The following is a 24,372-nucleotide window of genomic DNA, read 5'->3' as shown; positions in this document are numbered from 1 at the left end:
GATATCGAACGACATGACTATTCGCAAGACTAAGAATTCAAACGGCGCATCCCTGATCAACGCTCCTGCCGCCGCCCGTGTGCTGTCGCTCACGGTCATCGCGTTCAGCCTGGCAGCCTGCACCACGATTTTCAGTGGCGACAAAGTCGACTACAAGGGCACCAAGAAGGCCGCACCGCTGGACGTGCCGCCTGACCTGACCAAGCTGCAGCGCGACAACCGCTACGCGATCCCGGATGGCCGTGGCGTTGCCACCGCATCCGAATTCCAGCAGGGCCAGGCCGCAGCCGCCGCCGGCGGCGTGCCGTCGGTTGCCGGTATGTCGGCATCCGGCCAGCCGATCGGCCCGATCTCGACCGACGCCGTCAGCGTGCAGCGCAATGGCGACCAGCGCTGGCTGGTGGTCAAGCAAACGCCTGAGCAGCTGTGGCCGCAACTGCGCCAGTTCTGGGAAGAGCAGGGCTTCGCACTCGAGACCGAGTCGGCTACCACCGGCACCATGGAAACCGCCTGGGTCGAGAACCGCTCGAAGATCCCGCAAGACTTCGTGCGCCGCGCCATCGGCCGCGTGTTCGACAGCGCCTACTCGACCGGCGAGCGCGACAAGTTCCGCACGCGCCTCGAGCGCCTGCCAGATGGCTCGACCGAGATCTGGGTCAGCCACCGCGGCGCCGAAGAAGTCCTGACCGGTCCACAAAGCGAAACCACGACCTGGACCGTGCGTCCCAATGATCCGGGCCTGGAATCGCAATACCTGAGCCGCATCGTCGCTCTGCTGACCGGCGCGAAAGAAGTCGCCCCGGCCGAAGCCATGGTCGCCAATGCACCGCTGGCACCGCAGCACGCCAAGCTGGTGGGTGACAAGGTCGAGGTCGATGAAGGCTTCGACCGCGCATGGCGCCGTGTCGGCCTGGCGCTCGATCGCGTCGGCTTCACCGTCGAAGACCGCGACCGCGTGCAGGGCATCTACTTCGTGCGCTATGTCGATCCGGATGCAGGCGAGACCAAGGATGGCTTCTTCAAGCGTCTGTTCGCGTTCGGCAAGTCGGAAGATGACGCCAAAGAAGCGCAGCGTTACCGCGTGCTGGTCAAGGCCGCACAGGGCGCGAACGTGAGCGAAGTGTCGGTGCAGACCAACGACGGCAAGGCGGAAACGTCGCCGACGACGACCAAGATCCTGACGCTGCTGAACAACGAGCTGAAGTAAGCCTCGTTGCGGCAACAAGAAACCGGCCAGGCGGCCGGTTTTTTTATGCGCGTGCGGGCTGTCCGTTCACCCAAAAACCGGCTAACGGTCCCGGCGTAGCGTGGGCGGGTGTCCCGCCCACGCGTTCAACGAACGTTGATGTACCACCAGATCTGGTTGATTCGAACGTGTGGATGGCATCGCCGTCCACCCTACGAAAGCGGCAGGCGTAAAAAAACCGGCCCGCAGGCCGGTTTCTTCATACCGAGTAACGAATTACTTGGTGGTAGCAGCAGCGTCAGCAGCTTGGGTAGCCGAGGTCTGAGCAGCGGCAGCAGCGTCGGTTGCGGTCGAAGCAGCAGCAGCTGCGTCGGTTGCAGCAGCGTCAGCAGCAGCAGCAGCTGGAGCGGTTGCGTCAGCAGCTGGCATGGTTGCGTCAGCAGGAGCGACGACAGCAGCTGGGGTTTCGGTCACTGGTGCGACTGGTGCTTCTTCTTTCTTAGCGCAAGCAGCCAGGGTAACAGCGAACAGGGAGGCGATCAGCAGGGATTTTTTCATGGTTTTTTCCTTAGTATTTACAAAAGTAGAACTACTTGATACGAATAATAATTACCGGTAATTATTTCTCGATGGAATTCTCGTGCCTTCACAAATAGCAAGACTGCCACGGGCGCAACGGAACCTTCCTGATTGATATTATAGACAATTTTACAGTTTCGCAATAGCTAACACATGCTCTGGTGTAAGAATTTTCCGCTTTGATAAGCTTCATATTGTTACAAGATGCTACGTGAATAGCGAAACACATGAGAATTGACTATCGGATAACTACTTGTGCTTTCGTGACGGCCTTATAACCCGGTCGTTGTCGGCTGCAGCGTCGGCCGGGAGGCTTCCCAGATCGCTTCGAACCGATGATGCGGTACATCGACGGCGCGGGGATCGTCGAAGCTGGCTTCACCACGCATATGGTCGCTGTGAAAGCGGCGCACGACGTGCTGTTCGTCGGCGATGCAGAACGAGTCGGTCAGCTGGCGCAGGTTTTTCGGGCTCTGGCGGCATTCGCAGGCGTGGCCGTAGTCGCGCAGCAGACGCAAAAAGCGCGGGAAGTGACGCTCGATGTGGCCAGGCTCGTGCAGGGCCAGGCGCAAGGTGCCGCCCCGTTGCAGGAAGGCGCGCAGCGCCGCATCCACCTGGACCGCGCCCAGAGCAAACACCGCGCCATCCGGATCGAACAGGCGCAGGCTGTGCTGCGCGGCCGCCACGACGGCGAGAAATTGCGCCTCGCAGTCGCGCCGGGTGTCGAACGGGATGGCGCGCGCATCCATGGTCAGCCCAGCTCGACCCAGCCGTCCTGGTACCAGGCGTACAGCGATTCGGTGACGTCGTCGGTGGCCTTGCCGAGCGTGGCGCCATCGATGCGGCGATCGTTGGCCAGCACGTCCAGCACCACCTTGTCGGCGCGGCCGGCAGCCAGCGATTCGCCATTGATGAACACGTTCTTGCCGCGGTACAGCATCAGTGTCTTGCTTGAGAGCTTGACGCCGCGCTTGGCCGCCGTTTCCATGAAGCGCCCGAAGGTCAGCGGCTTGGCGGGCGGCGTGAAGAACACATTGTGCTTCGGTTCGGACATGTGCTCGCCGAGGAAGATGGTGACGTCTTCTTCGTCCCAGCGCACCTTGTTGAGTTCTTCGGTGACGGTGGCCAGCATGTGCTTCGGGATCTCGGCCGGGTTCTTTGCTTCTTGCAATTCCGGATCGGCATAGCGGCCCGGCAGGTCGATCGAATCGGCCATGAATTGCAGGAACGCTTCGCCCAGTTCCTGGTACGACGGCGAGCGGAAGCCAATCGAATACGTCATGCATTCGCCTTCGGCGATGCCGTCGTGCGCGTACTGTGGCGGCAGGTACAGCATGTCGCCCGGCTCGAGCACGAACTCTTCTTCGGCCTCGAAATTGGCCAGGATCTTGAGCGGCAAGCCTTCGATGATCGTCAGGTCCTGTTGTGCCCCGATGCGCCAGCGGCGCTTGCCGTGCGCCTGCAGCAGGAACACGTCATACGAATCGTAATGGGGGCCGACGCCGGCGCCATCGGTCGCGAAGCTCACCATCAGGTCGTCCAGGCGGGCGTCTGGCACGAAGCGGAACTGGCGCAGCAGCTCGTCGGCGCGCTCGTCATGCAGGTTCACGCCCTGGACCAGCATCGTCCAGTTGGGCTCGCTGCGGGCAGGCAGTTCGGTGAGGGGGCCGTGCTGCATGTCCCACTCGCCGTCGCGCAGCGAGACCAGGCGCGATTCGACGTGGTTCAGCGCGGCCAGCTCGGCCAGCTTCTCGAATTTGAGCAGCGGCTTGAAGCCGGGGATGGCGCCACGGATCAGCAGCGGTTTCTTGTGCCAGTAATCGCGCAGGAATTCTGCAGGGGAAAGATTCCCCAAAAGCGGTAATTTTTTCATACGACATTATAACCAGCCGAAGCGGGGCCTAGACCCATCGAGAGTATAATCCGCAGCTCACAATGAAAGGATGGACGATGAAGATTGCTAAAGACACAGTCGTGACGGTTAATTACAAACTGTCGGATGCCCAGAACAATCTGATCGAGGAGGGCTCCCAGCCGATGGTGTACCTGCACGGCGGCTACGAGAATACCCTGCCGAAGATCGAAGAAGAGCTGGACGGCAAAGAAACCGGCTACGCCTCGACGATCCAGGTGGAGCCAGACGATGCGTTCGGCGACTACGAGCCAGAGCTGGTCAAGGTTGAAGAGCGTTCGCGCCTGCCTGAACCGATCGAAGTCGGCATGCAGTTCGAAGGCGTGGCCGAAAACGGCGACGACGAGCCGGTGATTTTCACCGTCACCGAAATCGCTGACGACAAGGTTGTCCTGGATGGCAACCATCCACTGGCCGGCATGGCACTGCGTTTCGACCTGTCCGTGGTCGACGTGCGCGCTGCGACCGCCGAAGAAATCCAGCACGGTCACGTGCACGGCGCTGGCGGTCATCATCACGAGATCGATGACAGCGATGATGGCGACCACTTCCGTACCCAGCCGCTGCAGTAATCCGGTTGGGGCGCGGCCACCGCATCACGCGGTGGCCGCGCTTGTATCAAGCGTTTGTTTTACTGCTTCGCGTCCACCACCGTGAACGCCGCATCTTTCCCCAGCATCACATTCACCTCGACCGCCTTGGTTCCCACTGACAGCTGTCCCAGATTGCCTTTCCACGCGATCTGTGGCTTGTGGCCACCTGGCGCGTCACTGTCGACCAGCAGCACCTTCCCATCGAACTTGACGGCCTGTGCCTGGATCTGACGCCGCGCTGCCTCGAACCCGTCGCGCTCGACCGGTGCGCGCCGCAGCAAGCCGCGCAGCCCCGCGGGCTGATCGAGATGGAACGGGCGCACGGCCCCTTCCGAGAACAGCACCAGCGCCTGCGCCTTGTCGCTGCGCGCCATCGCGAACAGGCGGTTCAGCCAGAAGCGGTTGGCCACCGCCCGGTCTTCGTATTCGCTGTTGCGGCCCGCGGCCGGCAGGAAATGGTTGTTCGCAGCCGGCATATTGATCGTGGCGTACATCACCTTGTCCACCTTCCAGTGCGCGTTTTCGGCGTAGCTGCGAAAACGCGGACTGGCCGACAGCTGCGTCAGGTGGATCTTGGTCGCGCCAAGCGATTCGGGCTCGCCGTAGAGCAGCTCGCGCAAGCGGTTCAGGCGCTCGATCGCATTGGTGCGCTTGGCCGAGTTGCGGCAGCCGGTCCAGTCGCTGCCCGACAGCGACACGATCACGGGCCGCTTCGCATGCTCGAACAGGTCGCGCCGCTGCAGGTACAGCTTGTCGCCGCAGCTTTCGTTCTCGCCCTTGATGCCCGTGAGTACCACGAACGATACGGATTTTTCGGACGAATCGGCCAGCGCCTGCTTCAGCCGCGCGTCACTGTCGGCGCGCGCGTCGTTGCCGACCACGGCGAAGCGGTGCGTGGGACGCTCTTCCTTGTCCTTGTCCTTGTCCTTTGCATGGGCCGCCAGCGGCGCACAAGCAAACAGCGTCGCCAGCAGCGCAGCGCAGGCAATGACAGGGCGCGCGATGGTCATCAGGCAGCCAGCCGTTTCAGCTCGTACAGCCGCTCGAGCGCTTCGCGCGGCGTCAGCGCATCCGGATCGATGGCGTCCAGTGCGTCGCGCAAGCCGTCATCCTGGACTTCCGCCACGGCTGGCGCCGGGGTGTCGTCGATATCGTGCTCGGGCAGGGGCGCGGCGAACAGGTCGCGCTGCGGCGTGCCACCTGCGGCCTGCGCCTCCAGGCGCGCCAGGTGCTTGCGCGCGGCCTTGATTACCGGTTGCGGCACGCCAGCCAGTTGCGCCACCTGCAAGCCGTAGCTTTGCGACGCCGGGCCATCCTGCACCGCATGCAGGAACACGATGCTGTCCTTGTGCTCGACCGCCGACAGGTGCACGTTGTAGGCGCTCGGGTACGACTCCGGCAACTGGGTCAGCTCGAAATAGTGGGTCGCGAACAGCGTGAAACTGCGGCTCGTGTCGATCAGGTGGCGCGCGATGGCCCACGCCAGCGCCAGGCCGTCGAAGGTCGACGTGCCGCGCCCGACTTCATCCATCAGCACCAGCGAATGCTCGGTGGCGCCGTTGAGGATGGCGGCCGATTCGGTCATCTCGACCATGAAGGTCGAGCGGCCGTTGGCCAGGTCGTCGCTGGCGCCGATGCGGGTGAAGATGCGATCAATCGGCCCCAGCGTGGCTTCGGCGGCCGGCACATAGCTGCCGACATAGGCCAGCAGCGTGATCAGCGCGACCTGGCGCATGAAGGTCGATTTACCGCCCATGTTCGGGCCGGTGATTAACAGCAGGCGGCGCTCGTTCGAGAAGCGGCAGTCGTTGGCGATGAAGCGCTCGATCTGATTTTCGACCACCGGATGGCGGCCCTCGACGATGTTCAGGCAGGGCGCATCGACCAGCTGCGGCGCGCACCAGCTGTGGCGCAGCGCGTGGCTGGCCAGCGCTACCAGCACGTCGGCCTGCGCAATCGCGCGCGCGATCGTCTGCAGCACGCCGATGTGCGGCGCGAGCTGCGCCAGCAAGTCGTCGTACAGGATTTTCTCGCGCGCCAGCGCGCGGTCCTGCGCCGACAGGGCTTTGTCTTCGTACGCCTTGAGTTCGGGCGTGATGTAGCGTTCGCAGTTCTTCAGCGTCTGGCGGCGGCGGTAATCGTCCGGCACCTTGGTCGCCTGGCCGTTGGTCACTTCGATGTAGAAGCCGTGCACGCGGTTGTACTCGACGCGCAGGTTGGCGATGCCGGTACGCGCGCGCTCGCGCGTTTCGAGATCGACGAGGAACTGGCCGGCATTCTCGGACAGCGCCTGCAGTTCGTCGAGTTCGGCATCGTAGCCACGTGCGAACACGCCGCCATCGCGGATCATCGCACTCGGCTCTTCCAGCACGGCGCGCACCAGCAGGTCGAGGCAGTCGGCGGGCGTGGCCAGGTCGTCATGCAGCTCGCGCAGCAGCGACGTATCGCCCGGCACGAAGCAGCGCGCCACCAGCTCGCGCAGCATCGGCAAGGCCTTGAGTCCATCACGCAGGCTCGCCAGGTCGCGCGGGCGCGCGCTGAGTAGCGCCACGCGCGTGGTGATGCGTTCGATGTCCGGCACCTGCGCCAGCGTCGGCGACAGGTTGTCGATGGCATCCGCCTGCAGCAGCGCGGCGATCGACTGGTGACGGCTGCGCGCGATCGACTGGTCGCGGCGCGCTTGGTGCAGCCAGTGGCGCAGCATGCGCGAACCCATCGCCGTGCGGCAGCCGTCGAGCAGCGAAAACAGCGTTGGCGATTCTTGCCCGCGAATGGTCTCGGTCAGTTCCAGGTTGCGGCGCGTGGCGGCATCGAGACCGATGTATTCATTTTCGTTCTCGCACGCCAGTCCGCGCACATGCTGCAGCCCACGGCCCTGCGTGGACTGGGCGTAGCGCAGCAGCGCGCCGGCCGCGCCGAACGCGGCGCCCAGGCCATCGGCGCCAAAACCGGTGAGGGTGGCGACCTTCAATTGTTCGAGCAGCGCGCCATGCCCCTTGACCACATCGAAATGCCATTCCGGCACGCGCTGGGTGTGGACGGTGGATGCGCCATCGTCGAACATGTCGCCGCAATCGGCGCGCAGGATTTCGGCCGGCGCGATGCGCTCGAGTTCATGCGCCAGGCGCGCCTCGATGGCGCGCGCGTCGCCCGAAAATTCCATCAGGCGCAGATTGCCGCTGGCGAGCGACAGCCAGGCCAGACCCGCGGTGACGGTCTTGCGCTGGGTTTGCAGGCACAGGGCGAGAAGAGGGCGCTCGGCTTTTTCGGGCAGCAGGTCGGAATCGGTCAGCGTACCGGGCGTGACGACGCGCATGACCTTGCGTTCAACCGGGCCCTTGGACAGCGCCGGATCGCCGATCTGCTCGCAGATCGCGCACGACTCGCCCAGTTTCACCAGCTTGGCCAGATAGCCATCGAGCGAGTGGAACGGCACACCGGCCATCTTGATCGGATTGCCCTCGGACTTGCCACGCGCGGTCAGCGTGATGCCCAGCACGCGCGAGGCTTTTTCGGCGTCGTCGAAGAACAGTTCGTAGAAGTCCCCCATGCGGTAGAACACCAGCATGTCGGGGTAGTCGGCCTTGATGCGCAGGTATTGCTGCATCATCGGGGTGTGCTTGTCGGTCGCGCTGTTCTTGACGGCTGCGGCGTTGATTTCAGTGGGAACGGTGGTCATTTCTTCGGATTGGGTACGGCGAGGCAGAGGCTGGCCAGAGCTGCGTATTTTACCGCGATTGATGTTGCGCGCGCGGCACAGCCGGGGTCAGGTCTGACATTCGGACACGACCTCAGCATTAGCACAGTCGGGGTCAAGCACAGCCGGGGTCAGGTCTGACATTTAGACACGACCTCAGCCTTGAACAGTTCCAAGGGTCTCTTGTCCAGATTGGTATGGCACCGTGTCAGCTAGTTTCTACTACTCTACTGCCGAGATCGTGTCCGAATGTCAGACCTGACCCCGGCTTTTTGCGGGTCGCGCGACATCACGCGTAGCCTAGCGTGCCTTCGACGGCCACGCGACCGCTGCACAGCACGACAAAACTGCCGGGGACTTCGCAGGCCATCAACGTTGCGGAAGCACCGAGCGGCACGGTGCGTTTGAAGCGGCATGTAAGACTGGTGACAGGACGATTGGCCGATTGCTCGAATGCCGCGCAGATGCGCGCCATCGTCTCCATGCCGTGGATGATTGGTGCGCGCATCCCCATCAGCCGCGCACTCCATGGCCACAGGTGAATGGGATTCCAGTCGCCGGACAAGGCCGCATAGCGTCGCCCCGCATCAGCGGTCACGACCCATTCTCCGACGACGTCACCCACGGGCGTTACCGAAGGCGGCGCGGACGCATGTTTGCCGCGTGGCCCGCGTTTGATCAGGTACCGGCTGGTACACGTGAAGACCGTTTTCCCATCCGCACTTGCCGCTGTCTCCAGCACGCATTCGATTGCGCCGTTGGCCCCAGATTCCGGCATCGACAATGTCGTCACGAGCACCAACGGCACATCAGTGCGTACCTCACAATGCATCGCAAGGTTGTTCGACACATGAATCAGCCCGACAATCCGAAACGGAATCACCCGATCGAGCATCGTCGCCAGTTGCGCGCGCTGTGCCAGCAGGTAGAGGTAGGTCAGCGGCACTGGGCCGGGTGGGAAGCCGAACGTGTCACTGTAGCGCCGCACGTGATCCGCATCGAGCCGGTCCAGCCGATAGCTGGCCTGGACCGGTTGCGCCGAAGGGGGCGCGGGCCGCTTGAACAATGCCCGCACCAGCGGCCAGGCACTGGCCTTGGGCAGGGCAGGGAGGGATGACGGGGACGGGCTATTCATCGACGCAGCATACCGCGTCGTCGCCCGTCCCCGGAAACACAACAACGATACTCAGGCTGCGTCCTTGACCCGCGCCGTAATGTGCGCCAAGGCCTCGTCAACCTGATCGATCAGGATCAGGCACAAGTCCCCATCTTCCAGGCGAGAGAGCGCCCGGTCGATCGCCACGAATTCGCCGTTGATCTCTTCGACGTGCCCGGTGCGAGTCGCATTGCTCAGCCCCGCGCGCAGCAGCGCAATGACTTCGCCATCCGCGCGGCCACGCTGGCACTGGTCCTGATACAGCAGCACGTCGTCGAACGCCGCGCCCAGGATTTCGGTCTGCTGCGTGATGTCCTGGTCGCGCCGGTCGCCGGCGCCGCTGATCACCACCGAGCGGCGCTTGGCGGGCATGCTCTCGACCGCATTGACCAGCGCAGCGATCGCATCCGGGTTGTGACCGTAGTCGGCAATCACGGTCGCGCCCTTGTAGTCGAACACGTTGAAGCGCCCCGGCGCATTGTCGCTCTCGCCGACAAAGGTTTTCAGGCCCAGGCGGATCGCGTCCCACGACGTGCCCACGCCCCACGCGGCGGCTACCGACGCCATCACGTTTTCGACCTGGAAGCCCACCACGCCACCGCGCGTAATTGGCACTTCCTTCAGGTCGATGCGTTCGATGAAGGACTCCTGCGCCGCCACCAGATAGCCTTCTTCGACGAAGACGACGCGGCGACCCTGCGCCCGGTGCATCGCCATGACCGGATTGCCCACGTCCTGCGCGAAGAAGGTGACGTCGCCGCGCGTTCTTTCGGCCATCGCGGCCACGGTCGGATCGGCGGCGTTGAGCACCGCCATGCCGCCCACGGCCACGTTCTGCACGATCACGCGCTTGAGTACCGCCAGGTCTTCGAGCGTGGTGATGTAGTTCAGGCCCAGGTGGTCGCCCGAGCCGATATTGGTTACCACCGCAACCTGGCACTTGTCGTAAGCCAGGCCTTCGCGCAGCAGGCCGCCGCGCGCCGTTTCGAACACGGCGGCGTCGACGTCAGGGTGCAGCAGCACGTTGCGCGCGCTGCGCGGGCCGCTGCAGTCGCCGCTTTCGATGCGGCGGCCTTCAATGTAGACGCCGTCGGTGTTGGTCATGCCGGTGCGCAGGCCGGACGCCGTGAGCAGGTGCGCGATCAGGCGCACGGTGGTCGTCTTGCCGTTGGTGCCGGTGACGGCCACGATCGGGATGCGGCCATCGTCGCCGTCCTTGAACAGCGTGTCGACGATCGCTTCGCCGATCGGGCGCGGTTTGCCGAACGATGGCGCCAGGTGCATGCGCAGGCCCGGCGCGGCGTTGACTTCGACGATGCCGCCGTTCTGGTCCTCAATCGGTTTGAGGACGCTGTCGCAGACCAGGTCGACACCGCAGATATCCAGGCCGATCATGTGGGCGGCAGCGACGGCGCGCGCCGCGACTTCGGGGTGCACGTCGTCGGTGACGTCGGTGGCCGAGCCGCCGGTCGACAGGTTTGCGTTATTGCGCAGGACGACGCGCTGGCCGATGGCGGGCACCGAGTCCGGCGTCAGGCCGTTCTGGGCCAGCGTGCCGATGGCGATGTCGTCGAAGCGGATCTTGGTCAGCGACGTACCGTGGCCGTCGCCGCGGCGCGGATCCAGGTTGACCTGTTCGACCAGTTCGCGCACGCTGCGCTCGCCGTCGCCCACCACCTGCGGCGGTTCGCGGCGCGCGGCGGCCACCAGCTTGTCGCCCACCACCAGCAGGCGGTAGTCGTGGCCCGGCAGGTAGCGTTCGACCAGGATGTCGTCGCGAAATTCGCTGGCGGCCTTGAAGCCGGCGTCGAGCTGTTCGCGCGTGGTGACGTTGACCGTCACGCCCTTGCCCTGGTTGCCGTCCTTCGGCTTGATCACGACCGGCAGGCCGATTTCCATCGCGGCGGCCCAGGCGTCATCCGGGTCGGAGACGCCGCGGCCCTGCGGCACCGGCACGCCGGCCGCGTCGAGCAGCTTCTTGGTCAGTTCCTTGTCTTGCGCGATCGATTCGGCAATGGCGCCGGTGGCGTCGATCTCGGCGGCCTGGATGCGGCGCGCACGGCTGCCCCAGCCAAACATGACCATGCTGCCTTCGGTCAGGCGGCGAAACGGGATGTTGCGGCCCACGGCGGCCTGCACGATCGAACCGGTCGATGGTCCCAGGCGCACGTCTTCGTCCGTCGCGCGCAACTGTGCCAGCGCAGCGGGCACGTCGAACGGGGTGTCATTGCGGGCCGCCTCGATCAGCTGCTGCGCGAGTTCGAGGGCCTGGCGGCCGACGTCTTCTTCGCTGTATTCGACAACCACCTGGTAGGTGCCGGGCTCCAGCGTGGCGGTGGTGCGGCTGAACGTCACCGGGCAGCCAGCTTCGGCCTGCAGGTGCAGCGCGACCAGTTCGAGCACGTGGGCCAGCGGGATCGTTTCATAATGGCCGAACGGCTGCAGGCCGCCGATCTGCGGGAAGCGCACGCGCAGGCGCGATTCGAAACCGGGCAGTTCGCCGATCGATTCTTCCTCAGGCGTGCACGTCACGATTGCCTCGACCGAGGTGTGGTGGCTCCAGAGATTGGGGCCACGCAGGGCCCGTATGCGAGATACTTCCATAAACCGTCATTCCTTTCGCGGGCCGCGCGCCGCGCGCACATGCGCGGGGGCGGGCGCCAGGCCCGGCAGATTGCCGGGCAGTGTCATTCAATGTGTCGTTTGTTTTGGTGTCGCGTCGAAGGCGCGCAGGCCGCCGCACAGCAGGTCGCTCGGCACGCCAAGCGCCCACGCCGCCGCCACTGCCGCCAGCACGTTCTCGGGATACTTCACGGTGGACGGTTTCATCGTGTCCAGCGTGTTCAGGCGCGTCTCCGCGTCGCCTTCGGCCAGCATGATGCGCCCGTCACGCACGAACACGATGCGCTCGCCGGCCGCGCGGTGCGCCGCCAGCACCGGATTTTGCTCGTCGAACGCGTAGAAGATCACGCCGCCGTCGCACAGTTCGGCCAGCGCCGCGACCTGCTCGTTGGCCGCATTCAGCACGGCTACGCCGTCCGGCAGGATCACGTCAACCTGGGTGCGGATCACGTTGCGCAGGGCGTCGTCGTCGTGGATATGAAACTCGGCGACATCGGCCAGGCCCGCCATGTCGGTCACGACGCCCACGGTGCAGCGATCGTACGGCAGGCCGTCCTGCAGGATCGAGCGGGCGTTCGATTCGAACACCGCCGTCTGCACGTTACGGTTGATCAGGATGCGCTGGCCGGCTTCGACGCCCGTACTGTCGCGGTTCGAGATCACGCGCGCATTCAGGTACAGGCCTTCGCCGTTGGCCACGCCGACCTCTTTGCCGGTGATGTTGACCAGGCAGCCGATCAGGCGCGTGATCAGGCTGCAGCCGAGCGAGCCGGTGACGCCGACCACCGGGATACGCGCCGTGTCGTCCGGTGCGAACAGGTGCTCGATGATGTCCTTGCCGACGTTGCGGGCGGTGCCGCTGGCCGGCTTGGTGTGGGCCAGCAGGCCCGGGCTGGCATTGACTTCGATGATCGCGCCGCGCTGTTCGGCCAGCGGGCGGCTGATGTCTTCGCACACCAGGTCGATGCCGGCGATGTCCAGGCCGACGATGCGCGCTGCCAGCGCCGCAGCGTGCGCGACCTCCGGGTGGAGCAGGTCGGTGACGTCGTCGGCGACGTTGCCGTTCATCTGGATCAGCACCTTCTGGCCGGCCGGCGGCACCGTGTCGGGCGTGAGGCCCTGGCGCTTGAGCTGCAACTGGTTTTCTTCGCTCTTGCGCGGCTCGACGGGACTGAGCGGGAATTCTTCGCTCTCGCCGCGGCGCGGGTCGATATTGATCTGGCTGTCGCATAGCTCGGCCACGTTCTGGCGGCCGTCGCCCGTCACCCACAGCGATTCGCCGCGCGCGACGGCGACCACCTTGCGGCCAACGACCAGCAGGCGGTGCTCGCTGCCCGTGATGAAACGTTCGACCAGCACCGAGCGGCTGTCGCCTTCTTCGGATGCGATCACGTAAGCGGCGCGCACTTCGGCTTCGGTGTTCAGGTTCAGCGACACGCCGCGGCCGTGATTGGCGTCGATCGGCTTGACGACCACGGGCAGGCCGATGTCGGCGGCTTCTTCCCAGGCCGCGTCGGCGCTGCGCGCGATTGCGCCTTCCGGCACCGGCACGCCGCACGAGGCGAGCAGGTTCTTGGTCATGTCCTTGTCGCTGGCGATGCCTTCGGCAATCGCGCTGGTGCGGTCGGTCTCGGCGGTCCAGATGCGGCGCTGCGCGGCGCCGTAACCCAGTTGCACCAGATTGCCGTCGGTCAGGCGGATCGACGGGATGCGGCGGTCGGTGGCGGCATCCACGATGTGCGCGGTCGACGGGCCCAGGCACAGGCGGTCGACCATGTCGGTCAGGCGCACAAGCGCGGCAGGCAGGTCGAACGGCTCGTCGTTGATCGCGGCCATCATCAGGCGATGGCTGACGTCGAGCGCGGCGCGGCCGACGACGTTGTCCCGCGTGCGGAAGGCCATCTTGTAGACACCATGTTCGCCGGTGGAGCGGGTCTTGCCGAAGCCGGTCTTCATGCCGGCCAGGCTCTGCACTTCAAGCACGACGTGTTCGAGGATGTGGCCGGCCCAGGTGCCTTCGTTCAGGCGCTCGATGAAGCCGCCGTGGTAGCCGACACCGCAGTGGTGCTCTACCAGGCCCGGCAGCCAGGTGGTCAGGCGCGTCGTGAACCCGGGGAGCAGATTCGAGGGATAGTCTTCCAGTTCGCCGATGTCGAGCCAGGCCTCGATCACGGGACGATAGGTCCAGATGTTTGGTCCCGCCAGATAATTGATGCGCAGGAATTTGATGTCGTTCTTTTTCGTCATGTAAATACGTTGGTCGCCTGGCGCTACTCCCACACCGGCGACTTATCCTTGTATGCCTGAGGTGTCACTACGTTAGCGAAAGGCCGCCAATCGCAGCGCACATCACGCGCTGATCTGATCCAGTTGCGGCTTTTACTTAGCCGCAATATTTTCACCAAAACACATTCCGTGTCATCCAAACGCTGTCCAAAAACGTTCTAGCGCTCTGTAGAGCGTTTGCTGCTTGGCATAAAAACAATAGCCACACGCTTTACCCATACCGAATCTTTGCCGAATTGAAGCCCGTTTCGGGCGCAAACCATGACAACACAACAATTTGCCAGTCCGTCTTCGCTGGCAGTAGCCGCTAATTTCTTGCCTGATCACTGGCAAAATGATGTCGCGAAACAGCTTGCACCAGGGGAAAACGTTTTAAGCAGCGTTGAGGTTGACCTCGATGCGAAATTACATTTCTCAAAAGGATTAGTTCTGGTCACGGACCGGCGCTTGCTGGCGCGCGCGCCAGGAGAAACGGCGTGGCGCGACTGGCCGTACCGCGAAGGACTGGCGCTGCGCCACCACGACCACGCTGGTGTCGGGCATCTCGAACTGACCGATGCGCATGGCCTGCTGGCCAGCTGGCGCTTTACGCTCGGCCAGAACCTGCACGCCGTGCGCGTGGCCGACCAGTTCCAGGATCAGATGGAAAGCGCGCTGACGGGCGTGGCCATCCAGCCGCCCGAGCAGCATACTTGTCCAAGTTGCAAGGCGCCCCTCGACGCCGACCAGGATGATTGCCCGATCTGCGAAAAAGTCCTGCACACGCCGCCGTCGACGTGGACGCTGTTTCGCCTGTGGCGCTTCGCCAAACCGTATCAGGGGCAGTTGTTCCTGGGCTTCCTGCTGATGCTGGGCTCGACCGGCGCGCACATGATTCCGCCATACCTGACGATGCCGCTGATGGACAATGTCCTGATCCCGTACCAGAACGGGCAGCAAATCGACACGAGCCTCGTGTATATGTATATGGGCGGCTTGCTGGCCTCGGCCGTGCTGGCCTGGGCGCTGGGCTGGGCCAAGACCTATGTGCTGGCGCTGGCGTCCGAACGCATCGGCGCCGACCTGCGCTCGACCACCTACGAGCACCTGATGCGCCTGTCGCTCGAATTTTTTGGCGGCAAGCGCACGGGCGACCTGATGGCGCGCATCGGCAGTGGCTCCGACCGCATATGCGTGTTCCTGTCGCTGCACCTGCTGGATTTCCTGTCCGACGTCCTGATGATCATCATGACCGGCGTGATCCTGTTCTCGATCAATCCGTGGCTGGCCCTCGTGACACTGGCGCCACTGCCATTCATTGCGTGGATGATCCACCTGGTGCGCGACAAACTGCGCACCGGCTTTGAAAAGATCGACCGCGTTTGGGGCGAGGTGACCAATGTGTTGGCCGATACGATTCCGGGCATCCGCGTCGTGAAGGCATTTGCACAAGAGAAGCGCGAAGCAGCCCGTTTCCGCGAAGCCAATCGCCACAACCTGAACGTCAACGATAAACTCAACCGCGTGTGGTCGCTGTTCTCGCCGAGCGTGTCGTTCCTGACCGAGCTGGGTCTGCTGGTGATCTGGTGTTTCGGCATCTGGCAAGTCTCGCGCGGCGACATCACGGTCGGTACGCTCACCGCCTTCATCGCCTACAGCGGCCGCTTCTATGTGCGTCTCGATTCGATGAGCCGCATCGTGTCGGTCACGCAAAAATCGGCCTCGGCCGCCAAGCGCATCTTCGACATTCTCGATCACGTCTCGAGCGTGCCCGATCCGGTCAACCCGGTGAAGGTCGCCAAGGTCGAAGGCAATATCGAGCTGCGCGAAGTCGGTTTCCGCTACGGCAACCGCGCCGTCAATCGCGGCATTTCGCTGAACATCAAGGCCGGCGAGATGGTCGGTCTGGTCGGTCACAGCGGCTCGGGCAAGAGCACGCTGGTGAACCTGATCTGCCGCTTCTACGACGTGTCCGAAGGCGCGATCCTGCTTGACGGCAAGGACATCCGCTCGTTTGCCGTCGCCGACTATCGCCGCAATATTGGCCTGGTGCTGCAGGAACCGTTCCTGTTCTTCGGCACCATTGCCGAGAACATTGCGTACGGCAAGCCGGATGCGTCACGCGAAGACATCATCGCCTCGGCCAGGGCCGCGCATGCGCACGAATTCATCCTGCGCCTGCCGCAGGGCTACGATTCGATGGTCGGCGAGCGCGGCCAGGGCCTGTCGGGCGGCGAGCGCCAGCGCATTTCGATTGCGCGCGCGCTGCTGATCGATCCGCCGATCCTGATCATGGACGAGGCAACGTCGTCGGTGGACTCGGAAACCGAGAAGGAAATTCAGAAGGCGCTGGACAATCTGGTGCAGGGCCGCACGACCATTGCCATCGCGCACCGCCTGTCGACGCTGCACCGCGCCGACCGCCTGATCGTGTTGGACCGCGGCGTGGTGGTGGAAGAGGGCAGCCACGATGACCTGATGGCGCGCGAAGGCGCGTATCACCGCCTGTACGAAGCGCAAGCGCGCAACGTGGACCAGGACCTCGACGACAAGGACGCATGATGAGTACTGTTTCGACAACCCCGTTCCAGCTGCGCCGCAACAGCTTCGGCAAGCTGGTGATCACTCTCGAGACCGGTGAAGAATACGTGGGCATCACGCCTGTGCGTGCCTTTCCGATCCAGGCGCCGACCAGGGGTATTTCGCTCGTGCGTGACGGCGGCAAAGAGGTCGCCTGGATCGACGACCTGGCGACCATGCCAGAGGATATCCGTACGCTCGTCAGTGACGAAATTGGCGGGCGCGAGTTCATCCCCGAGATCATCAACATCAAGGATGTGTCGAGCTTTGCGACGCCGTGCACCTGGTATGTGACGACCGACCGGGGCGACACCGAGTTCGTGCTCAAGCTCGACGAGGATATCCGCCGCATCGGCGAAGCGTCGCTGCTGGTGGCCGACAGCCACGGCATCAACTTCCTGGTGCGCGACATGTTCAAGATCGACAAGCACAGCCGCAAGATCCTCGATCGCTTCCTGTAACGGGCAGGGCGTCCCCGCTTTGACCCGTCAGCGGCGGCATGTGGTCCCGTACGTTCGTCTGCCCACATACCGCCGCTCTAGATAACGTTACAGTTGTCTCATCGGCCACACGGCCTTCGCTTACAGGAGACGACCATGGATTCCATCAACCGCAACCAGCCCGAAGAAAACCGCCGCGATCTGGCAGGCGCAGAGGCGATCGAACGTATCAAGGACATCATCGACGATGCCGAAACCGGCTTCTTCATCACCGGCGGCGGCACAGGCGACAGTCGCGGCGTGCGCCCGATGAGCGTGCGCGAGACCGACGACAATGGCGCCATCTGGTACCTGGGCGCGATCGACAGCCACACGAACCAGGAACTGCAAGCCAATCCGACCGTCAAACTGTTCTTCCAGTCAGGCGAAAACGCCGCATTTCTCGAACTCGACGGCCACGCCGAAGTCTCACAGGACAAGGCCCGCATCAAGCAACTGTGGGAGCCGCTGCTGAAAACCTGGTTCACCGAAGGCGAGGACGACCCGCGCATCATCGTGATCAAGGTGACCCCGAAGTCCGGTTATTATTGGGACAACAAGCACGGCGGCATCGTCGCCGGTGCAAAAATGGCGATCGGCGCCGTGCTTGGCAAGACGCTGGATGATTCCATTGAAGGCACGCTGACCTTCTAATTTCAGGAAGGGCGGGCCCATGCATGTAATCCTGGTGACGATGGGCTCGGCCGGGGACCTGTTCCCGTTCCTGTGGATCGGACGGGCCTTGCGCGAGCGCGGGCACCGCGTCGATTTTCTTGGCCCCGAGCTGCATGCGCTGTACGTCGATGCGGCTGGCCTGACCTTTCACGGGTTGCCGGCTGATCCTGCCGTGCTCGACCATCCCGACCTGTGGCATCCCACCCGAGGCCTCGCCGTAGTGTGGGATGCAACGCGACCGGCGATGGCGCAACTGCCTGCCATGGTGGCGGCGCTCGACAGCGGCAAGGATACCTTGCTGCTTGTGCATCCGCTGGCCCTGCCCGAAGCAGATATCTGCCGTCACAACCGGCCTGGCCTGCGCATCGCGGCGACCTGGCTGGCGCCATCGAACCTTCCTACCGTACACGATCCGCTGTTGCTGGGGCCCTGGCCCGTCCCCACCTGGGTGCCGCATGGCGTGCGTCTCTCGTTGTGGCGCACGCTCGCCGCACGCTTCATCGATCCGGTCGCATTGCCCGGCCTGAACGCGGCGCGCCAAGAGCGTGGATTACCCCGGGTGCGCAGCCTGATCAACTACATCCAGACCATTCCCGACCTGTCGCTGGCGCTGTTTCCCGACTGGTTTGCCGCGCCCGTGCCGGACTGGCCGCAGCCGCTGTATCAGGCCGGCTTTCCGCTGTACGACCCTGATCCCGACGCGGCGCCGAGCGCCACGCTGCGGGCATTTCTCGCCGCCGGCGCGCCACCGGTGGTGTTCACCCCAGGCACCGGTAACCGGCAGGCGGGGCGCTATTTCGAAGCGGCGGCGCAAGCCGTCGCGCAGCTGGGCCTGCGGGCGATTTTCCTGACGCCGCACCGCGAGCAGCTACCCGGCTCGCTGCCGCCGTCCATCTGCTGGCAAGACTACGTGCCGCTCAAGGCCTTGCTGCCGCATGTTGCGGCGCTAGTCCACCACGGCGGCATCGGCACGACGGCCGAAGCGCTACGCGCCGGCACGCCGCAACTGGTGGTGCCGCTCGCGCACGATCAGTTCGATAACGCGGCGCGGGTGGTGGCGCTGGGGGCGGGCGTGAGCCTGCATGCGACGAAGGTGACAGCGCATCGTATGCGGGAGGCACTTGAAAACCTGCTCAACGATGCAGGGTTTGCCCGGCGGTGTGCCGAGATCGCGATGTCTCAGGCGCAAGGGCTTGGGATCGATGGCTTGTGCACAACACTGGAAGCGCTGGCTGCGCAACCAACTCCCATGAATTGATGGTCACTGTAAAAATTTTTCCGAAAGTAAATATAATTATTGAAACAATCATGGTTGAATGAGAAAATCGGCGATTGGCATTTCACCAGCCACCTTGCACCGATGCCGACTACGTAATCATGAAAATCCTGACTTTCAGTACTTTGTTTCCCAACGCAGCCAAACCACACCACGGCATTTTTACCGAAACCACGTTACGGCATCAGCTTGAGACAGGCGAGATCGAAGCCAGGGTCGTGGCGCCAATTCCCTGGTTTCCGTTCAGCGGTGATATGTTTGGCGGCTACAGCGTGCTGGCCAGGGCGCCGAAGATCGAAACGCGCATCGGCGTGGAGGTGCACCACCCGCGTTTTGCCGTGCTGCCGAAGATCGGCATGCATCTTGCGCCGATGAGCCTTGCCTGCGCGGCCAAAGGCGTCATCGGCCGTATGCTTGATGAAGGGTATGACTTCGATGTCATCGATGCCCACTATTTCTATCCCGACGGTGTCGCCGCTGCGCTGCTCGGCAAATATTTCAACAAGCCGGTCGTTATCTCGGCCCTGGGCACCGACATCAATCTGATTCTCCAGTATCCCATCCCACGGCGCATGATCCTGTGGGCGGCTGCCCAGGCGGCAGAGGTCATCACCGTCTGTGAAGCGCTCAGGGCAGAAATGATCAGATTCGGCGCCGATGGCCGGCGCATCACGACCTTGCGCAATGGTGTCGACCTGCAGTTGTTCAAGCCCGTCAGCCGCGACGAAACACGCCGGGACCTGGGCATGGAAGGGTTTACCCTGCTGTCGGTCGGTTACCTCGATCCCCGCAAGGGGCATGACCTCATCATTCAGGCACTGCCACAATTGCCCGGCGTGCGCCTGATGATCGCTGGCAGCGGGCCGGAGCGGGGCAGGCTCGAAGCGCTGGCGCGGACGGTTGGCGTTGCAGAGCGGGTTACCTTCCTCGGGCCACTGACGCAGGACGTCCTGCGCCAGTATTACGGCGCGGCGGATACGCTCGTTCTGGCGTCGAGCCGCGAAGGATGGGCCAATGTTCTGCTTGAAGCCATGGCGTGCGGGACACCTGTGGTGGCCAGCAATGTCTGGGGCACGCCGGAGGCCGTACGATCACCGGCGGCCGGCGTGCTGATGGACGCGCTGACAGCCCAGGGCGTGGCCGATGGCGTGCGGAAGTTGCGCGCCAATTACCCGGACCATGCGGCCACGCGCGCCTACGCCGAAGGCTTCGGCTGGGGTGATACGACGCGCGGCCAGATCCGCCTGTTCCACAATGCGGCCATGCGCCCATTGCCGCAGACGCGTCCGGTGGCCTGCAAAGCGGATGCCATTCGTGACCTGCACTGAGGCCGATTCGACGGTCCCACTCGTCGTTCATGTTCTGTACCGCTTCGAGGTCGGCGGGCTGCAGACGCTGCTGGCGCAATGCATCAACCGCATGCCGGCGCAGCACTACCGGCACGCGGTGATTTGCTTGGCAGGCCATACGGACTATGCCAACCTCGTGCACAGGCCGGACGTCCAGTTCCATACGCTCGACAAGCAGCCGGGGCAGAGCCTCTCCTCGCACCGGGCACTGTGGACGCTGCTGCGCCGCCTGCGTCCCGCCGTGCTGCACACTTATAACATCAGCACGATCGAGTATTGCCTGACCGCCTGGCTGGCCGGCGTGCCGCTTCGCATCCACGCCGAGCACGGCCGCGACAGCGTCGAAATGAGCGGCAGGCATCGCAAGTACAACATGCTCCGGCGGCTGCTCGTGCCGTTCGTCGACGCGTTCGTACCGGTGTCGGCCGACCTGGGCGCCTGGCTGCGTCATACAGTCGGTGTGCCGGAGCGCAAGATCAGCATGATCGCCAATGGCGTGGACACGGCGCACTTCACGCCTGGCCCCGCGCGTGATTCAGGCGCACCCCGGACGATCTGGATCGGTACGGTCGGCCGGATCGACCGCATCAAGAACCATGACGGTCTGCTCGACGCTTTCGGCATGCTGCTCGCCGCGTTCCCGGCGCAGCAGGCCGACCTGCGCCTGGCGATCGTCGGCGACGGTCCGCTGCTGCCAGCCCTGCGTGAACGCGTCGCCCGCGAGGGTTGGGGGCGCCAGGTCTGGCTTCCCGGTGCACGCGACGACGTCGCCGAGATCATGCGCGGCTTTTCCGTGTTCGTGCTGCCTTCACTGTCCGAAGGCACGCCAGTGACCATTATGGAGGCGATGGCAACCGGGTTGCCGGTGGTGGCAAGCAGCGTCGGCGGGGTGCCGCAGCTAGTGATCGACGGGCAGACTGGCCTGCTGTCCGAGCCCGCCGATCCGCACTTGCTTGCTGGCGCCATCGGCGCCTATATTGCCGATCCGGCACTGGCCGGCCGTCATGGCGCGGCGGGTCGGGCGCGTGTCCAGGCACATTTTGGCGTCGATGCGATGGTGACAAAGTACGACGCCCTGTATGGCCGGCGCAAGCGGCCGCTTCTTTCATCACGCCTGACCAATGTAGAGCGCTGACCGGCTTCTCGACCTGGCAATTTGACAAGCAGGGTGTCGTTCAACTGCCTAGCCTTCGGAAGCCGGCCATGACCGGACGTGCGCGCGGCCCATTGCCTGTTGCCGCGCGCCCGCACGCCGCCCCGGGCCGGACACGCCCGCTTCGCCGCGTCATTCGCAGCGCAATTGTTGACAAGCGCACCGACACCGTTTGTCTGCCGTCGTTCAATGCTGGATCGCTATTCACGCCGGAGGGCAGATGCCCAGCAAGAAAACCACCCCCCAGAACGCTGCCGAAGACGGCTTCGTCCATGTCCGCGGCGCCCGCGAACACAATCTGAAAAACGTCAGCCTCGATATCCCGCGCGGACAACTTGTCGTGTTTACCGGCGTCTCGGGTTCAGGTAAATCGTCGCTCGCTTTCGGCACGCTGTACGCCGAGGCCCAGCGCCGCTACCTCGAATCGGTCTCGCCCTATGCACGGCGCCTGTTCCACCAGATGCCGGTGCCCGAAGTCGACACGATCGAAGGCTTGCCGCCGGCCGTCGCGCTGCAGCAGCAGCGTGGCACGCCCACGGCCCGCTCGTCGGTCGGCAGCGTCAGCACGCTGTCCAATTCGCTGCGCATGCTGTATTCGCGCGCCGGCGATTATCCGGCCGGGCAAGAGCTGCTGTACGCCGAATCGTTTTCGCCCAACACGCCGCAGGGCGCGTGCCCGCGCTGTTCGGGCATGGGGCGCGTGTTCGAGGTGACCGAGCAATCGATGGTGCCGGACGACAGCCTGACGATCCGCGAACGGGCGATTGCCGCCTGGCCGCCGGCCTGGCACGGCCAGAACCTGCGCGACATTCTGGTGACGCTGGGTTACGACGTCGACACCCCGTGGCGCGACCTGCCAAAAAAAGACCGCGACTGGATCCTGTATACCGAAGAAAGCCCGAGCGTGCCCGTGTACGGCGGCCTGACGCCTGCAGAGACCCGCGCCGCGCTCAAGCGCAAGGACACGCCCAGCTACCAGGGCACGTTCACCGGCGTGCGCCGCTATGTGATGCAGACCTTTGCCAATACCGAAAGCGCGTCGATGAAAAAGCGCGTCGCGCGCTACATGGTCAGCACCGCGTGTCCGGAGTGCGAAGGCAAGCGCCTGCGGCGCGAGTCGCTGTCGGTGACGTTCGCCGGCATGGACATCGCCGAACTCTCACGCCTGCCGCTGGCGCGCCTGGCCGAGCTGCTGGCGCCGTATACCCACGCGACGAGCAAGGTCGAGAAAGGCTTGCACGCTGAACAGCTGATCGTGCGCCGGCGCATTGCCGACGACCTGTCGGCGCGCATCGAGGTGCTGCTGGCCCTGGGCCTCGGCTACCTGGCGCTCGATCGCAGCACGCCGAGCCTGTCGCCGGGCGAACTGCAGCGTCTGCGCCTGGCCACGCAAGTGCGTTCCAGCCTGTTCGGCGTCGTCTACGTGCTCGATGAACCGTCGGCCGGCCTGCATCCGGCCGACGCCGAAGCGCTGCTCGACGCGCTGGCGCAACTGAAAGCCGCCGGCAACTCGCTGTTCGTCGTTGAACACGCGCTGGACGTGATCCGCCAGGCCGACTGGATCGTCGACGTCGGGCCGCTGGCCGGCGAGCGCGGTGGCCAGGTGCTGTACAGCGGCGTGCCGGACGGCTTGCGCGACGTGGAAGCATCGCAAACGCGGCGCTACCTGTTTGGCGAAGCGGCCCTCGCGCCGCGTACCCCGCGCGAACCGACCGGCTGGCTCAAGCTCGAAGGCGTGCGCCGCAACAATCTGCAGGATCTCGCCGTCGCGTTCCCGCTCGGTGTACTGACGAGCGTAACGGGCGTGTCTGGCTCCGGTAAATCGAGCCTCGTCAGCCAGGTGCTGGTGGAGCTGGTCGGCGCGGCCCTGGGGCAGGGCAGTGCGGTGGCCGAAGAGCAATCCGATGAACCGGACCTGGAACGCGACGAAGCCTTGCCGCTGGAAGGGCGCATCGTGGCCGGCATGGAGGGCGTGCGGCGCCTGGTACGCGTCGACCAGAAGCCGATCGGGCGCACGCCGCGCTCGAACCTGGCCACCTATACGGGCCTGTTCGACCAGGTGCGCAAGCTGTTTGCGGCCACGCCGGATGCCAAGAAACGGCGTTTCGACGCCGGCCGCTTCTCGTTCAACGTGGCAAAGGGCCGCTGCGAGCACTGCGCGGGCGAAGGCTTCGTGATGGTCGAACTGTTGTTCCTGCCAAGCGTGTACGCGCCATGCCCGACCTGCGACGGCGCGCGCTACAACGCGCAGACGCTCGAAGTGACCTACCGTGGCAAGAACATCGCCGAGGTCCTGGGCATGACGGTGGGCGAGGCCATCACCTTCTTCAAGGATGAAGCGCTGGTCGAGCGCTCGCTGGAAGTGCTGAACGAGGTCGGGCTGGATTACCTGCGACTGGGCCAGCCGGCCACCGAGCTGTCGGGCGGTGAGGCGCAGCGCATCAAGCTGGCGTCCGAGCTGCAGCGTGCCACGCGCGGCAATGCGCTGTACGTGCTGGATGAGCCGACCACCGGCCTGCATCCGGTCGATGCCGACCGCCTGATGGTGCAGCTGAACCGTCTGGTCGACGCTGGCAACACGGTGATCGTGGTCGAGCACACGATGCGCGTGGTTGCCGGCAGCGACTGGGTGATCGATGTCGGTCCCGGTGCTGGTGATCTGGGCGGCAACATCGTGGTCGCCGGACCGCCGCAGGATGTCGCACGCAACAAGAAAAGCCGCACCGCGCAGTACCTGAAGCCGCATCTGGGTGATGCCAGGTAGCACGTGAAGCGGTGCGCCCAGAGCGTATCCATTTTGCTAAGATTGCGGGTGTTGCGCACGGTCGCGCTTTGGCACGACCGTGCGCA

General features: G+C 64.4%; 17 protein-coding genes. 9 read left to right on the top strand and 8 right to left on the bottom strand.

Annotated elements, in window-relative coordinates:
- The first annotated feature begins 13 nt into the window (after nucleotides 1-13).
- Nucleotides 14-1,207, top strand: a complete 1,194-nt coding sequence (bamC, locus tag AC56LV_RS11080; protein ID WP_499557604.1) for an NlpB/DapX family lipoprotein — start codon at nucleotides 14-16, stop codon at nucleotides 1,205-1,207.
- Between the two features lie 255 nt (nucleotides 1,208-1,462).
- Here the strand turns inward: bamC and AC56LV_RS11075 are convergent, their stop codons facing one another.
- The 3 genes from AC56LV_RS11075 to AC56LV_RS11065 form a co-directional block, all read right to left on the bottom strand.
- Complete coding sequence (locus tag AC56LV_RS11075) at nucleotides 1,463-1,744, bottom strand: hypothetical protein (protein WP_183555566.1); 282 nt, start codon at nucleotides 1,742-1,744, stop codon at nucleotides 1,463-1,465.
- Nucleotides 1,745-2,037: 293 nt separating this feature from the next.
- Nucleotides 2,038-2,514, bottom strand: a complete 477-nt coding sequence (locus tag AC56LV_RS11070; protein WP_499557602.1) for a DUF7931 domain-containing protein — start codon at nucleotides 2,512-2,514, stop codon at nucleotides 2,038-2,040.
- Nucleotides 2,515-2,516: 2 nt separating this feature from the next.
- Nucleotides 2,517-3,638 (bottom strand): JmjC domain-containing protein, encoded by a 1,122-nt coding sequence (locus AC56LV_RS11065; RefSeq protein WP_499557600.1) that lies wholly within the window; start codon nucleotides 3,636-3,638, stop codon nucleotides 2,517-2,519.
- 77 nt (nucleotides 3,639-3,715) lie between these two features.
- On the opposite strand from AC56LV_RS11065, the gene AC56LV_RS11060 reads away from it, so the two are divergent.
- Entirely contained in the window at nucleotides 3,716-4,249 is a 534-nt protein-coding gene (locus AC56LV_RS11060) for an FKBP-type peptidyl-prolyl cis-trans isomerase (RefSeq protein ID WP_183555563.1), read from the top strand.
- Between the two features lie 59 nt (nucleotides 4,250-4,308).
- Here the strand turns inward: AC56LV_RS11060 and AC56LV_RS11055 are convergent, their stop codons facing one another.
- From AC56LV_RS11055 to AC56LV_RS11035, 5 genes are all read right to left on the bottom strand, one after another.
- Nucleotides 4,309-5,280, bottom strand: coding sequence for a hypothetical protein (locus AC56LV_RS11055; protein ID WP_499557598.1), 972 nt, complete (start codon nucleotides 5,278-5,280; stop codon nucleotides 4,309-4,311).
- Nucleotides 5,280-7,949, bottom strand: coding sequence for a DNA mismatch repair protein MutS (gene mutS / locus AC56LV_RS11050; protein ID WP_499557596.1), 2,670 nt, complete (start codon nucleotides 7,947-7,949; stop codon nucleotides 5,280-5,282). Before mutS ends, AC56LV_RS11055 begins: the two co-directional genes overlap by 1 nt.
- A gap of 307 nt (nucleotides 7,950-8,256) precedes the next feature.
- A complete protein-coding gene (locus AC56LV_RS11045) occupies nucleotides 8,257-9,102 on the bottom strand; it encodes a MaoC family dehydratase (RefSeq protein WP_499557594.1) in 846 nt (281 codons plus the stop codon).
- A 51-nt stretch (nucleotides 9,103-9,153) separates the two neighbouring features.
- Nucleotides 9,154-11,727, bottom strand: a complete 2,574-nt coding sequence (cphA, locus tag AC56LV_RS11040) for a cyanophycin synthetase (protein WP_499557592.1) — start codon at nucleotides 11,725-11,727, stop codon at nucleotides 9,154-9,156.
- 87 nt (nucleotides 11,728-11,814) lie between these two features.
- Nucleotides 11,815-13,992, bottom strand: a complete 2,178-nt coding sequence (locus AC56LV_RS11035) for a cyanophycin synthetase (protein WP_499557590.1) — start codon at nucleotides 13,990-13,992, stop codon at nucleotides 11,815-11,817.
- 300 nt (nucleotides 13,993-14,292) lie between these two features.
- Between AC56LV_RS11035 and AC56LV_RS11030 the strand changes: the two genes are divergently transcribed.
- The 7 genes from AC56LV_RS11030 (at nucleotide 14,293) to uvrA (ending at nucleotide 24,286) form a co-directional block, all read left to right on the top strand.
- Entirely contained in the window at nucleotides 14,293-16,572 is a 2,280-nt protein-coding gene (locus AC56LV_RS11030) for a cyanophycin metabolism-associated ABC transporter (RefSeq protein ID WP_499557588.1), read from the top strand.
- A complete protein-coding gene (locus AC56LV_RS11025) occupies nucleotides 16,569-17,051 on the top strand; it encodes a cyanophycin metabolism-associated DUF1854 family protein (RefSeq protein WP_499557586.1) in 483 nt (160 codons plus the stop codon). Before AC56LV_RS11030 ends, AC56LV_RS11025 begins: the two co-directional genes overlap by 4 nt.
- Nucleotides 17,052-17,186: 135 nt before the next feature.
- Nucleotides 17,187-17,723, top strand: a complete 537-nt coding sequence (locus AC56LV_RS11020) for a pyridoxamine 5'-phosphate oxidase family protein (protein ID WP_183555553.1) — start codon at nucleotides 17,187-17,189, stop codon at nucleotides 17,721-17,723.
- A gap of 19 nt (nucleotides 17,724-17,742) precedes the next feature.
- Nucleotides 17,743-19,002 (top strand): glycosyltransferase, encoded by a 1,260-nt coding sequence (locus tag AC56LV_RS11015; RefSeq protein ID WP_499557584.1) that lies wholly within the window; start codon nucleotides 17,743-17,745, stop codon nucleotides 19,000-19,002.
- Nucleotides 19,003-19,121: 119 nt separating this feature from the next.
- Nucleotides 19,122-20,348, top strand: a complete 1,227-nt coding sequence (locus tag AC56LV_RS11010) for a glycosyltransferase family 4 protein (protein WP_499557582.1) — start codon at nucleotides 19,122-19,124, stop codon at nucleotides 20,346-20,348.
- A complete protein-coding gene (locus tag AC56LV_RS11005; protein WP_499557580.1) occupies nucleotides 20,335-21,504 on the top strand; it encodes a TIGR03088 family PEP-CTERM/XrtA system glycosyltransferase in 1,170 nt (389 codons plus the stop codon). The genes AC56LV_RS11010 and AC56LV_RS11005 overlap by 14 nt, the downstream gene beginning before the upstream one ends.
- 238 nt (nucleotides 21,505-21,742) lie before the next feature.
- The gene (gene uvrA, locus AC56LV_RS11000) at nucleotides 21,743-24,286 is read left to right on the top strand and encodes an excinuclease ABC subunit UvrA (RefSeq protein ID WP_499557578.1); all 2,544 of its coding nucleotides are present in this window, start codon (nucleotides 21,743-21,745) and stop codon (nucleotides 24,284-24,286) included.
- Nucleotides 24,287-24,372 lie beyond the last annotated feature (86 nt).

This window comes from Telluria sp. RB2R28, assembly GCF_059685835.1.
This window is presented reverse-complemented; position numbering and strand designations above follow the sequence as displayed.